Source organism: Providencia sp. (assembly GCF_040396775.1).
Taxonomy (GTDB): domain Bacteria; phylum Pseudomonadota; class Gammaproteobacteria; order Enterobacterales; family Enterobacteriaceae; genus Providencia.
On record NZ_JBEBNT010000008.1, the window covers coordinates 78062 to 91986 of the forward strand.

General features: G+C 41.4%; 13 protein-coding genes. 3 read left to right on the forward strand and 10 right to left on the reverse strand.

Annotated elements, in window-relative coordinates; genetic code table 11:
- Positions 1-9: 9 nt before the first annotated feature.
- Positions 10-702, reverse strand: a complete 693-nt coding sequence (locus ABWP91_RS10830) for a hypothetical protein (RefSeq protein ID WP_353243291.1) — start codon at positions 700-702, stop codon at positions 10-12.
- 41 nt (positions 703-743) lie between these two features.
- The gene (locus ABWP91_RS10835) at positions 744-1361 is read right to left on the reverse strand and encodes a hypothetical protein (protein WP_353243292.1); all 618 of its coding nucleotides are present in this window, start codon (positions 1359-1361) and stop codon (positions 744-746) included.
- 415 nt (positions 1362-1776) lie between these two features.
- Between ABWP91_RS10835 and ABWP91_RS10840 the strand changes: the two genes are divergently transcribed.
- Together ABWP91_RS10840 and ABWP91_RS10845 are read left to right on the forward strand one after the other, a co-directional pair.
- Positions 1777-3474: an NAD-dependent malic enzyme gene (locus ABWP91_RS10840; RefSeq protein ID WP_353243293.1), complete on the forward strand. Its 1698-nt coding sequence runs from the start codon at positions 1777-1779 to the stop codon at positions 3472-3474.
- 163 nt (positions 3475-3637) lie between these two features.
- Positions 3638-4537, forward strand: coding sequence for a rhomboid family intramembrane serine protease (locus ABWP91_RS10845; RefSeq protein ID WP_353243294.1), 900 nt, complete (start codon positions 3638-3640; stop codon positions 4535-4537).
- Positions 4538-4582: 45 nt separating this feature from the next.
- Here the strand turns inward: ABWP91_RS10845 and ABWP91_RS10850 are convergent, their stop codons facing one another.
- The 5 genes from ABWP91_RS10850 to ABWP91_RS10870 form a co-directional block, all read right to left on the reverse strand.
- On the reverse strand, positions 4583-5365 hold the full coding sequence (locus ABWP91_RS10850; RefSeq protein WP_353243295.1) for a sulfite exporter TauE/SafE family protein: 783 nt from the start codon (positions 5363-5365) through the stop codon (positions 4583-4585).
- Positions 5365-6210 (reverse strand): MurR/RpiR family transcriptional regulator, encoded by an 846-nt coding sequence (locus tag ABWP91_RS10855; RefSeq protein WP_353243296.1) that lies wholly within the window; start codon positions 6208-6210, stop codon positions 5365-5367. The genes ABWP91_RS10850 and ABWP91_RS10855 overlap by 1 nt, the downstream gene beginning before the upstream one ends.
- Before the next feature lie 17 nt (positions 6211-6227).
- The gene (locus tag ABWP91_RS10860) at positions 6228-7589 is read right to left on the reverse strand and encodes a PTS transporter subunit EIIC (RefSeq protein WP_353243297.1); all 1362 of its coding nucleotides are present in this window, start codon (positions 7587-7589) and stop codon (positions 6228-6230) included.
- A 61-nt stretch (positions 7590-7650) separates the two neighbouring features.
- Positions 7651-8568, reverse strand: a complete 918-nt coding sequence (murQ, locus tag ABWP91_RS10865; RefSeq protein ID WP_353243298.1) for an N-acetylmuramic acid 6-phosphate etherase — start codon at positions 8566-8568, stop codon at positions 7651-7653.
- Between the two features lie 170 nt (positions 8569-8738).
- Entirely contained in the window at positions 8739-9431 is a 693-nt protein-coding gene (locus ABWP91_RS10870; RefSeq protein ID WP_353243299.1) for a carbohydrate-binding family 9-like protein, read from the reverse strand.
- 372 nt (positions 9432-9803) lie between these two features.
- On the opposite strand from ABWP91_RS10870, the gene sanA reads away from it, so the two are divergent.
- On the forward strand, positions 9804-10508 hold the full coding sequence (gene sanA / locus ABWP91_RS10875; RefSeq protein WP_353243300.1) for an outer membrane permeability protein SanA: 705 nt from the start codon (positions 9804-9806) through the stop codon (positions 10506-10508).
- Here the strand turns inward: sanA and yeiB are convergent.
- The 3 genes from yeiB to ABWP91_RS10890 form a co-directional block, all read right to left on the reverse strand.
- On the reverse strand, positions 10505-11662 hold the full coding sequence (yeiB, locus tag ABWP91_RS10880; RefSeq protein ID WP_353243301.1) for a DUF418 domain-containing protein YeiB: 1158 nt from the start codon (positions 11660-11662) through the stop codon (positions 10505-10507). The two genes, sanA and yeiB, sit on opposite strands and share 4 nt — an antisense overlap.
- 3 nt (positions 11663-11665) lie before the next feature.
- On the reverse strand, positions 11666-12325 hold the full coding sequence (gene folE / locus ABWP91_RS10885; RefSeq protein ID WP_353243302.1) for a GTP cyclohydrolase I FolE: 660 nt from the start codon (positions 12323-12325) through the stop codon (positions 11666-11668).
- 210 nt (positions 12326-12535) lie between these two features.
- Positions 12536-13690 carry a YbfB/YjiJ family MFS transporter gene (locus tag ABWP91_RS10890; protein WP_353243348.1) on the reverse strand — a complete coding sequence of 385 codons (1155 nt, stop codon included), beginning with the start codon at positions 13688-13690 and terminating at the stop codon, positions 12536-12538.
- Between the last annotated feature and the right edge of the window lie 235 nt (positions 13691-13925).

Below are 13925 nucleotides of genomic sequence, written 5' to 3' on the forward strand. Positions count from 1 at the left end.
ATTCCTTTTCTATTTAAGATGGTTAATCACAAATTTCTTTGACTTGAATAAAATACGTTCCCATTGACTAATTTGATTCCATTTTATATCCGTTTGAAAATAAGCATCAATTTCTGGGATACGTCCATTTATATCACATCTATGATAGCCTCCTTTTAAAGTTAACCAATGGCATTTAATTATACTCATTACTTCATTTTTATTTTCAGCCCAATACACTCGTGTCTTATCTTGGTATGCTTTACCTTTATATTTTGTTGCATCTTTTTTTAAATATTCAACAAAATAGAGGTCAAGTTCATCATCATAATAAACATCACTTCTGATACCTAAATAATCACTGTTTATTAAATTATCCCTAAATTTATTCATTGTTGCTGTATCATTTGTCATTGGTTTTACTGCAATACTTATTTTATCTTCATTTTGATCTAACTTCATTCTATCGACGGGTTTCATCTCCGGCCATGTCATTCTTAAAGGCAATACAGTGAAATTAGCATCACACCCTGTTTTATTTTCAATAAACCTTGGATAAAAATAGCTATACCCCTCATACTCAGCAATAAAGTCAACATATTCCCGAGGAACTTCAACAACATTACCGTTAAACTTTCCACACACAAATCCGGGCCGATTGTTTGCATTAATAGCACACGAAAATAATAATAGTGGAAGTATTAAAAAAACATTAAATCGCATATTTTGCTTATACCTCAAGATTGATTAATTCATATATATGGTCAATACTTTGCCATGGATAATATTTTATCCATCCGTTTATGCCATTTATTAATTATGATTTTTTCTTTGTCGTTTGTTTTTTTTCCTTTTTCTAACATCACTTTCATTAAGCTGTATATCACCGATAATTCTTGCCCTCTATCGCCTGACGCTTCCATGATTTTTTGCCAGTAGAATTCTTTTTGTTTTTCGCCTAATACAGAAAACACAACGCCTAATACCCAAGCCTCTTCTGGAATTTTATTACGTAACATTACCAAATAATGTAATTCATCGGCTTCTTTGTAGGTCATATCGCGAGAGACATTTTCCCCAGAACTTTGCTTTATTAGCTTACTATTTAATACGGTAAGTGTTTCTAATGCATGGTCATAATGTAGTTTATCCATTAAGTCTTTATTGATAGGTTTACCTTTTTCTTTCATTACCAAATAAAAGTAATCTGCCACAATACGGCCAAATATGGGTGAACCATATTTATTCTCATAAAGATATTGGTCGACTGTTCTGATTGTTTCTGCTGAATTATAATTAGCCTTTGAATAATTTAAAATACTCAAGAAGAAAACCACTATTAATAACACCGTTTTTTTATATTTCAAAATTAAACCAAACACGGTAATGCTCCTTATTAAAAATAATTTAAGATATAACAGCGTTTATAATTTATGAAAAATAAAAACATGCAGCAATATATGATATTTTAAAATATAATTTTATTGCTATTTAGTTAAAAAAACATTTTCTAGGCTAAAGATAAAAATAAATTAACAAATTCAGGAAATAATAAAGAAAACTGTATTTTCACCTTTAAATTTAAAAAAATTGATTAAAACCATTATTTTACTAACCGTGATCTACCCACCGTAATTGCAACGTAAAAGTGCGCTTTAGTTTCATTCCTTAACTAAATTCTTTATTATGTCTACAAAATTTTTAACGATTTTGCATCATTATTTACTGTACATATTTCCTGTTTAGCTTAGGATCTACCCTGACTTTGTTGATTAATCGTCCGAAGAGTGATATTTCATGGAACATGAATACGAAACAAAACGCCCTCTCTATATCCCCTACGCTGGCCCAATTTTACTTGAATTCCCTTTATTGAATAAAGGCAGTGCGTTCACCGAAGAAGAGCGCGCGAACTTCAACCTGCATGGCTTACTGCCTGAGCAAGTTGAAACTATTGAAGAGCAAGTTGAGCGTGCTTATCGTCAATTAATTGATTTTAAAACCGATATCGATAAACACATCTACTTAAGAAACATTCAAGATACCAACGAAACCTTATTCTATCGCTTGATTGATGCCCACTTAACCGAAGTGATGCCAATCATCTACACCCCAACCGTGGGTGAAGCATGCGAACATTTCTCTGATATCTACCGCCGTGCCCGTGGGTTATTTATTTCTTATCCAAACCGCGCACATATTGACGATATGCTGCAAAACGCCACAAAACAAAACGTAAAAGTTATCGTCGTGACGGATGGTGAGCGCATCTTAGGCCTTGGTGACCAAGGTATCGGTGGTATGGGCATTCCAATTGGTAAACTGTCACTGTATACCGCATGTGGCGGTATCAGCCCTGCTTATACCTTACCAATTGTTATTGATGTGGGAACGAATAACCCGCAACGCTTGAATGACCCGCTGTATATGGGATGGCGTCATCCGCGTATTACTGGCGACGAATACAACGAATTTCTCGATGAGTTTGTGCAAGCGGTTAAGCGCCGTTGGCCAAATGTTTTACTGCAATTTGAAGACTTCGCACAGAAAAATGCGATGCCATTGTTAACCCGTTACCGTGATGAGCTATGCTGCTTTAATGATGATATTCAAGGGACTGCGTCCGTCGCATTAGGCAGCCTTATCGCCGCCAGCCATGCCGCAGGCAGTAAATTAAGTGACCAACGTGTAACGTTCTTGGGTGCAGGCTCCGCGGGTTGTGGTATCGCCGAGCAAATCATTGCCCAAATGAAATCCGAAGGGTTAAGCGACGAAGAAGCTCGCTCACGCATTTACATGGTTGACCGCTTTGGTTTATTGACGGATAAACTCCCTAACCTACTCGATTTCCAAGCAAAATTAACCCAAAACAGCGCTAATTTAGCCAGTTGGGATGTAGACAGCGATTCAATTTCATTGCTGGATGTTGTTCGCAATGCCAAACCCACTATTTTGATTGGTGTTTCAGGTCAAGCAGGCTTATTCACCGAAGAAATCATCAAAGAGATGCACAAGCACTGTGAACGCCCGATTGTGATGCCATTGTCGAACCCAACCTCACGCGTTGAAGCTCGCCCAGAAGACATCATCAATTGGACAGACGGAAAAGCCCTGGTTGCGACAGGCAGCCCATTCAGCCCTGTATCGTATAAAGAGCAAATTTTCCCAATTGCCCAGTGCAATAACTCCTATATTTTCCCAGGAATTGGTTTGGGCGTTATCGCATCAGGTGCAAAACGTGTCACAGATGGCATGTTAATGGCGGCTAGCCGCGCATTAGCAAGCTGTTCACCACTGGCAAAAAATGGCGAAGGGGCTTTATTACCCTTGTTATCTGATATCCAAGATGTTTCACGGATTATTGCGAAACAAGTCGCTAAAGAAGCCCAGGTTCAAGGCGTAGCAACTGTCACCTCTGATAGCGCATTGGATGAAGCCATTGAGCGCAATTTCTGGAAACCAGAGTACCGTACTTATAAACGTACTTCGTTCTAATTTATTGTTTATCAAATTGAAAGGCGCATAAAATATGCGCCTTTTTTATTTTTGTTATTTGTCTGAAAAAACATAAAAATTACACGAGTTCAGATAATGGTAAATTGCGCTAATGACTTAGCTTATTTAATATATCAATACAACGCAGAGATAGGATATTGAAATGGCTGACCCTTTAGAGACTCACACTCCCCATAAACCAAAGTTTTCCATTTGGGCCATGGCACTCACTTTATTGATAGTCGCCGTAAATATTACCGTTTATTTTTATCAGCTTACCTATGCTGCCCCCCTTGATTCCCAAGAAAATAACTTATTAATATTTGGTGCGAATGTTTACCAGCTCTCCTTAACGGGTGATTGGTGGCGCTATCCAATGAGTATGGTGTTGCATTCAGGGGGCTTTCACCTCGCCTTAAATACCTTGGCACTGTTTGTGATAGGGATTGAATGTGAACGAACATACGGTAAATTCAGGTACCTCGCTATTTACCTCTTTTCAGGTATTGGTGCGGCGTTCTTTAGTGCTTATTGGCAATATAGCGAAAGCATTCGAGAAGCCACCAGTCGCGCATCAATGAACTCATGGAACAGCTTATATTTACCTGATAATATGGTTTATATTACTGTCAGTATTGGTGCATCGGGTGCCATTATGGGGCTTGCTGCCGCCTCGGTTATTTACCTTTTAAAAGCCCTTAATAACCCCAATTTGTCTGGTGAAGAAAAAAGCCAATTAAAACGCCCGCTGTATAATATCATTGGGATGATCGCTTTAACTTTAGTGAATGGCTTACAGTCTGGTATTGATAATGCAGCACATATCGGCGGCGCTATTTTGGGTGCGGTTATTAGTGGTGCTTTTGTTCTCGCACCGCAATCCACACCGTTGGCGAAACACCTTTCCAGTTTATTAATTTCTGTGATTGCGGCGGGATTACTTATTTTCACATTACAGCACTATTCATCCTCACAAGATGAAGACCTAAATGATGAGCGAGTTTTTATTTACCAAGAAATGGAAAAAGAACTGAATCATTTAAAGAAATGGAATTTAGATTAGCTAACTTGCCCTATTATTTGCCATATAAATAATAGGGCTGTTTATTTAAAAAGAGAATAAATTCAGTGTCATCATAACTGCGCTACAGGCAATCAACAGCAAGGTAGTATATTGGAATGTCCGCTCTGACAGGTGAACCAGTAAATATTTCGCCACTGGCATCACAATCAATGCGCCCGCGCATAAAATAAGCGCCAGTTTTAAGTCAGTATACCCTTCCTGCGCATAGGCCAGTGCCGATGACCCAGACAATACCGTTGTGACAAAAATCGATGTCCCTATCGCCTGCTTAATATTCAATTGCATATAACGCAACAACATAGGCAAGACAACTACGCCACCACCAACCCCCGTTGCCCCAAGAACAATTCCTGCTAATACTGCGGGGAGAGCCATCGACTTCAATTGGGAAGTTTGCACCACTGTCATTTTTGCTGGTGCGGCGAAAAACATTCTCTGCACAAATAAATAAAGGGAAAAAATAATTGCTGCTGCAACGAGAAGGTTAATCCCCCATTCAACTTGTTTTTCATACCCCTCAAGACTACCCAGCCATGTCACTAACAAACTGGCTAAAAACGTACTTGGCAACATAATTGCTAAAACAATCATGGCCCCTTTGAATGGGATATTCCCGAGGCGAAAATGCATATATGAGGAAGAAATTTTCATCAACATCGATAAAAAGTTCGCCGTTGCCACCGCCGCCAATGCATTTAAGCCGAAAAAGTAGGTGAGTATTGGCAAGACAATCACCCCGCCGCCAACACCCGTGGTGCTAATGATCAACCCGATCACCGCACCGATGGCTAACTCCGTTAAAATCATTAATTCTTGCCTTGTATCAGGGCTCGCCGCCCTTTTTGCAGTGCTGCATCGGCATCACTGTCTGCGAGAGTGAGGTATTTAAAAAACAGTGTATCGAACGTCACCATCTGCAAAACTTGTGGGGTAATGACACCAAGCTGCGTGTGCTGTTCATCATAAAAGTACGGTAAAGTGAAATCGGCCAGTTTTGTCGCATCATCTTGCCCAAAACGGCATAAGGCGACAGTAGAACAGCCTGCCTCTTTAGCAGAACGAAGCATATTATTGATTTCTAGTGTGTTTCCACGCGCAGTCACTGCAATTGCAAAATCATCCGCACTTAAATTCGCAGAGTAGCTCAGTTGAACATGCAAGTCATAACTAAATAATGTGTGCTTGTTTACCCTGATCAGTTTATGGAAAACATCACTCGCCACAATCGCTGAAGAGCCAATCCCAAACAACACAATACGTTTGGCATCAACCATACGCTTGGCGACTTCATCAACCATTGATGGCTCTAATAGCTCAAGGGATTTTTCAATCGCTGAAATAAACATTTGTCCCGTTTTTGCAATAATTTGAGAAGTATCATCGCTACGACTCAAATTACCATACAGGCTTTCTGCTTTATGTTGTTTCTCATCAGAGAGGTAATCCACCTTAAATTCAGGATAGCCACGGTAACCCATTTGGCGTGAAAAGCGAATAACAGACGCACTACTAACCCCTGCCGCTTGGGCTAACTCAGCGGCATTCATAGCAATTAAGCTTTCGCGATTATCAAGTAAAAATTTCGCGATCCGCTGTTCAGTGCCTTTACCTCTTGTCTGCAAGCTTTCCAGTTTTACCGTCAGTGTCGACATGGCTATTCCTTATTTAATTATTTTTCAGGATCGGTGAAGCCTATTATCATACTGGCAATGAATCCGACAATCCATGCGCCTGCAACGGCAATGAGGAAATCAAGGATTTGGCCATCACCCACTAATGGGATTAACGATAACCCTGCGGTGCCAAATGGGATGATGATCCCCACATGGAAGAACGCCATTAACGCCCCGCCCGCAGCCCCTCCAATACAACCCGCAATGAAAGGTTTACCCAGTGGCAATGACACGCCAAATAGCAGTGGCTCGCCCACACCAAAGATCCCCACCGGTAACGCACCGACTAAGGTTTTTTTCAGGCGTTGGTTTTTAGTTTTTAAGAATACCCAGAAACAGGAACCCACCTGCCCCATACCGCCCATGGCTAAGATAGGGAATAAGTAATTTAAACCAAAGGTTTGTAAGATTTCTGCGTGAATTGGAATTAAGCCTTGGTGTAACCCTGTTAACAATAAGAACAGGAAGCTGCCGCCTAAGATCCCGCCCGTTGCGACCGCACCGCCACCACTATTTAATAACGCAACGGAGACACCTTGTGCCAAAATTTGGTTTAAATAATGCCCCGCAGGTTGGAACACTGCAATTGCCACCATCGCTGAAACTAAAATGGTCACAAATGGCGTCACAATCAGGTCTAAGCTCTCTTTGATGATGCTTCTAAACCACACTTCAAATTTGGAGGAGAACACCACCACCATTAAGACCGCAAAAATACCGCCGCTATTTGGCACTAATTTTGAACCAAATAAGGTGATATCCGCTAACCCTGGCATTGACAACAAGCCCGCCATCACAGCACCAATCGACGTTGATGCCCCTAACTCTTTTGCGGTATTAACCCCAATCATAATCGACAGGTAAGCAAACACTGCACTACCGATTAACTTCAATAATTTGAACAGTTCGGGGAACTGATCGACCACTTCAGGCGCGACTAATCGAACAATATTAATCAGCCCCATAATCAGACCACAACCAATTAGCGCGGGAATGGTTGGTACGAAAATCGCGGCGAGTGTATTCAGCGTACGACGAATTGAGAAACCTTTTTTCTTTTCAGGTTCTGTATTTTCTGTGCTCGCTGCGCCACTGCCCTGCATGCGCTTGTTCATCACCGAAAACACTTTTGCCGCGGTTCCCATACCAACAATCACTTGTTGTTGCTCGCCATTAAAAATAACGCCCTTCACCCCTTCGATTTGCTTTAAGGCGTCGGCATCAAATTTTTCATTATCTTTTAAGACTAAACGGATACGAGTCATACAGTGGGTCAATGTTGCCACGTTCTCAAAGCCGCCCGCATATTTTTCTATTTCTCTGGCGAGTACTTCCAGATGTTCTATTTTATTAGCCATATCGTTCCCCTAATGTTGGCGCAGCTATTTTGATAGCTTACCCGCATTTTTTTCCCATTTATTAACGGCGAGTTTCTAACAGGCTATCCAATGTAGTATTTGGATGCTGTTGAACGAGTTCCGTTGCTTGCTGTGCATTAATTTGTAATTCAAACATCAAAATTGCGCGTCGTGGATGGTAATCCACTTGCTCTAGTAACCGTGCTGCGGCTTCGGTATCAATACCGCAAACTTCACTGACAATACGCTCTGCGCGGCGTAATAACTTATAATTACTTGCGACAACATCAACCATTAAATTGGTATGAATACGCCCTAAACGCCCCATCACACATGTGCTAAGCATGCCTAAAATCATTTTTTGTGCGGTGCCGCTTTTCATGCGTGTAGAGCCCGATAGCACTTCTGGCCCAACGTCAGGAGCGATGGCTAATTTCGCCACATCACTGATTAGCCCATGACCCCGTGTGGTGATCGCGACAGTTAATGCCCCAATTTCATTGGCATATTCAATGCCTGCAAGGGTAAAAGGCGTTCGTCCGCTTGCTGCAATACCAACAACCACATCCTTTGCAGTGAGTTGACGTTTTTTGAGTTCATCAATTGCTGCATTTGTTGAATCTTCAATATTTTCAACCGCTTTAAGCATGGCATCATGGCCACCCGCAATAATGGATTGAACTAATTCAGGGGAGGTACCAAATGTCGGGGGGCACTCCGCACTGTCTAATACCGCCAAGCGACCAGAGGTACCTGCACCAATATAAAATAACCGTCCACCTTGTTTCATGCACGCAGCGATTACATCAACCGCCGCAGCAATATTCGGTAAAACTTGTTGAATTGCCCCTGCAACCGTTGCATCCGCTTGGTTAATCGCAGTGGCCATCGCTAACGTATCCAACCGTGAAAACTGTAGCGTCTCTTGGTTGAATTCATTTTTTAGGCAGTCGCTCAGTGTATTTTCCGCTAGAGACATTAAAACGCCCTCACATTGAAATTATATTTCATTAAAAATTACTACATGTGAATTTTAATTTCAAATCAAATCACAACAAATGAATATTTTCGTCAGCGAATATGATCGCTCTCACAGTTCATTCAAGGAAAAAACAGGTATTTGCCGGCCATAAAAGACCGGCACTTTGATTACTTCACAAATTTGCAGGTACCAAAAGCGGATGGAATATGGAAATCCGGTTTCACGGAATCGGGTTTAATCCAGCTAATCCATTTACGCACTTGTTTTTCTTCACCTGCGCTGAATTCGCCACGCAAAATGGCACACATTAACGTTTGCTTGTCTTTGTCTTGCCATAGATTTAAACGTGTGAATTCATCCAAATCGATTTTCCCCGTTAATACATAACCATTCGGTGTCATTTCGCCTACCGTTTGCAATGTTTCCCAATTCCAACTTGGGTCCACTTCACGGTAATAGTTGGCTTTTGCATCGAACGTGCGGCCTTTAGGGTCCATTTCTGCCGTGTAATAAGGTTTGAGCTCAGGGCTGGTAGCAAAAAATAGCTCAACACGGTCGGAATCTAATACCGCTTGGTCTTTATCGGCGTTATCACCTAGCTGAATGTCTTTATCATCCGCGATAAAGCGAAAATAAAGGGCATCATCACTCCAAAGTGCACGAAAATCGGTTTTTGGTGGTGTTTCTTTTTCCCATGGATAAATAAAGTCGGTTAATACTTCAGCTTGCTGCCATACCGCTTCGTTTTGTGCATCATTTAATGATTTTAATTGGTCAGTATGATTAATTTGGTACTCTTTCGCCGCAACACTGGCTGTCACTATCATCACGCTAGCGGCAAGTAATGTGGTCAGTTTCATATTTCCCTCACATATCAGATTTTCATATTTGTTTTATGGACTGATGACTCCCACTTAAAGAAATGAAATTTCATCAATTGAATTAAATATAGAATTAAAATTTCAAAACAAACAGCCAATCTCGGCAAAAAATTTCGCTCTGTGAAGCAACTCACTTTTTGAATAATTTTCACTTACCCATTTTTCATCCAATATCTGATTAATTTTAAATCAACTCTCAGGCTTAATAGCGGTCAACTTTAAACCCGACCTCAACATTGACATGACTTTACGTTGGGCGACTTGCGTCATTAATTTAAGTCAAGTAGCCTAGAAGTGGGTCTACTGAGGCCAACACTTTCTTATTATGATTTTTATTTTCAAGGCTAGGACATGAGGAAACGTCTGCTTATTGGTCTTCTTATTCTTGCAGGGATAGCAGTTACGACCATTATTCTACTTGATCGTTGGATTAGCTGGGATACCGCGCCCTATATCTATGAAGATGTAGCGCAATTGCCTGCCCGTGATGTTGGCATGGTACTTGGCACATCCAAATACTACACCTCTGGTGCCACCAATCTCTATTACACCAACCGTATCAAAGGTGCAGCAGAAGCCTATCACAGTGGGAAAGTAAAATATTTACTACTCAGCGGTGATAATGGTGCGCACAATTACAATGAACCCATTAATATGCGTAAGGATTTAATTAAAGCGGGTGTTCCTGCCTCTAAAATTGTGATGGATTTTGCAGGGTTTCGCACTTTAGACTCAGTGGTACGCACCAAAAAAGTCTTTGATACCGATAACTTCACTATCATCACACAACGTTTCCATTGTGAGCGCGCCGTTTTTATTGCTAAGCATAAAGGCATTGATGCACAGTGCTATGCGGTTCCTGCGCCTGCGGGGATGTTCAAAGTTCGTGTTCGCGAAGTATTTGCGCGCTTAGGCGCACTTGCTGATGTGTATGTTTTAAAACGTGAACCTAAGTTTTTAGGTGAGCAAGAATCCATTCCTGCCCCAATAAAAATGCCCGATGGTATCAAAGGCTACCCTGCTGTATCCCCTGATGAAGTCAGCAAATTAAATTAACGGTACTCATTCGTTTGATTTAACTTTTCCGTTAGCTTTCGCCACGCCCATTCCAGTGGGCCTTGGTTGAAAAATCGTAACCAATAATACGAAAACAGAATATTCGCTAGCCAAACAGGTGGAATAAAGGCCAGTAACTCAAAGCGGGTAAATTGTGCGAAATACCCCAGATGGTAAAAAATAGTGGTACAAATCAGTGTTTGTAAAATGTAGTTGCTCAGCGCCATCCGACCAATATTTTGTAACCATGAAACAACCACAGCATGCCGAATACAACCCCAAAAGCCATATACCAAGGCAATATAACCCAGTGACTGGAAAGGAATGACTAACTCATTAATGATGTAGCCAAGAATTGAAGTCGAAAAATAACTCCAACCAAACTGGCTCTGTCCATATAACGCAACCACTTGAATAATCAACGAAGGTACAATAAAAACCAATGCCATGCGACGATAATGTAGGGCACTAAATTGCCCGCGTAACCAACCATTTCGTATTAATAACGCACCAATAATCATCAATGCAATTAACTGCCAACCATACTGAATAAATAACATTTGCAGCATCGCTTGAATTTCTTTCATGCGATAAATAACACCCTCGATGCCACCCACCGTTTTTGCGCTGTATTCAAAATAGATTTGCTCATCTGATGTCTGCCAGAAGCCTTGAGGGTCAACACCCCAACCTAAAATAAGCAGAATTAATAAGCCGATTAAATAAATGGATATCGCTATTTTCAATAACGCTCCGTCGTCATATTGATTCAATAAATACGTAGTCACCAGCCCTGTTAATGCATAAGCCAGTAGAATGTCACCATCCCAAAGACCAATTCCATGAATTACGCCAAATAAAGCTAAAATAGACAAACGCCGATGATTCCATTTCAAGGTTCGCGCCTGCAATAGTGCCAGTGTCGCACCAAATAGAATCGAAAAAATAGCGAGGACTTTCCCTTGAAAAAACAGGTTAAAAATAATCCAAATAAAGGCTTCGGAAGGCGGCGTGCTAGCGGTGTAATAGGGATTTAAATAGGCCGCGAGTGGCAAAGCAAAACCAAAGATATTCAACAAAAAAATACCAAGAATTGCCATGCCACGAACGGTATCAAGCTGCTCGATGCGGCTTGATGGAGTGATGGTTGTCATAAATTACAAGTGACGAACCGCACGTAAAAACTCTTGTCGTGTATTTTGACTCGACTTAAATAACCCACCTAATGATGTTGTCGTGGTCGCACTGGTTGCATCACGAATACCACGCGCTTTAACGCAATAATGCACCGCATCAATGGAAACAGCGACATTCGTAGTTCCAAGTAAAGTTTGCAGTGCAACTAAAATTTGCTGTGTCAAACGTTCCTGAACTTGCGGGCGCTGGGAGAAAAATTGCACAATGCGGTTGATTTTCGATAGCCCAATGACTTTGTCTTTTGGGATATAAGCCACTATCGCTTTGCCATCAATAGTGACAAAGTGGTGTTCGCAAGTGCTGGTTAGCGTGATATCACGAACCGTCACCATTTCATCCACTTTCATTTTATTTTCAATTAATGTGATTTTAGGGAAATTGGCATAATCCAACCCTGAAAAGATCTCATCAACGTACATTTTTGCAATACGACGAGGTGTATCCGCGAGGCTATCATCGGTTAAATCCAAGTTGAGCAGCGTCATGATCTCTGTCATGTGCCCTTCAATCAGTTGCTTACGTTCCTCGCCTGATTTTGGCTGAATACGCAAAGGAGTTTCTAACCCTCTGGCTTCTAACGCAGCGTGAACTAATTCGGCCTCTTTACTGAGAGATGACATGTGATCCTCCACAAATGGTGTGACTATTTTTATAAAAATGCAGGTGTGCGCCGTACTCTAAAACAGCAGGTGCAGATAATCCAGTACAACCACAACAACGGGTGTGAAATATTTGCATTCCCATCAACAACTTTATTCACTATGGTAAACCCATTGCTGCAAATCGCCATTATTTATAAAATATAATTAATTAAATATTTATTAACAAAGCTATTTATTAGAACGACGATAAACCAAGAATCCGCCCACCACCAACGCGATAAGTGCGATGTATAATGCGGGTTCTAGTTTTCCCGTTAAAAAGGTAGAAATAAATGATAATGTTGGCCCAACTAGCTGACCGATAGCATAAAAAGTGGTCAATAACCCTGCCATAAAACGGTTATGATCAGGTGCCAGTTCACGGCCAAGCTGCAACGCTAATTGCACTGTGCACATAAACCCTGTGCCGACCAATACCGCCGAGATAACCAGCCCTGAAATCGAGGGAATAACCTCAGCTAGCAATATCCCCATACCTTGTAGCCATAAGCTAATGGCCAAACGGTTCCGTGTTGTCGATAAATTTCGCAATAGCATCGCTAATAAAATTCCAACTACCGCGGATGCCCCAAAAACAGGCCAAACAAACTGGGCAAATAAACTATCAGGGAAACGCTGCGCCGCCATTTGTGATAAAAAAGTGGCTGGCAAAATATACCCGAACCCCGCGAGCCCATAACACCAAACTAAGCGCTTGATTTCAGGAGTGAGCGTTAATTTTTTGATTTCTCCCGCAGGCCGTTGCCATTGCCCTGTCCGCGGTAAATAACGGCTGATGTATAGGCTCAAAACTAACGCGAGCACACCATAAATTACCCACGCTTCACTCGCTGTTAAATACCATCGTTGGATCCCCACCGCTAACATGCCGCTAACGAAAATCCCCGTTCCTGTTCCCGCAAAAACAGCCACACTGAGCGCAGGCCGATTAAGCCTCGCAAGGGTTTCATTGGCCCATGCCGCCACTAAGACCAACGCAATACCGCTCGCCCAGCCAATCACAAAACGGGCAATACTGTGTAATATCGGCCCATTAAACAATGCGCTCAGTAACGTGATAGCGACAGCGCCCCACACGCCCAACCACATGCGTCTTTCGACATGTGAACGTGCTCGCATTGCGTCAAAAGAACCCAGTAGGTAACCAAGGTAGTTACATGCAGCCACAATACTGGCACTCGATAACGTTAATTGGTGCTCTTCAATCATTAGGGGCACTTGAGGTGTTAACGTAAATCGCCCTATCCCCATCACCACAATTAATGAAAGAAAACCGGTAAAAGCAATATGAAACGCGGTAGCGCTGCGGCTTGGTGAGGTCATAATCGGCTTTATTGACACAATTTTCACTCGTTAAATTCTAGAAATATTGCAGCTAGAATAGTTCTTTTTCTTACTATTTAACATTAATACAACAAAAACAGCTTTATCGTTTTGTGCATTTGTTTGTTCTATAAATCGGTAATATCTGCCCAAAAGCTATCTGTAATCAATTTCTATTCATTCACCCAACCCATGATTTCTGCCATAATGTGCATTAAGAACACAATTTAAGCCT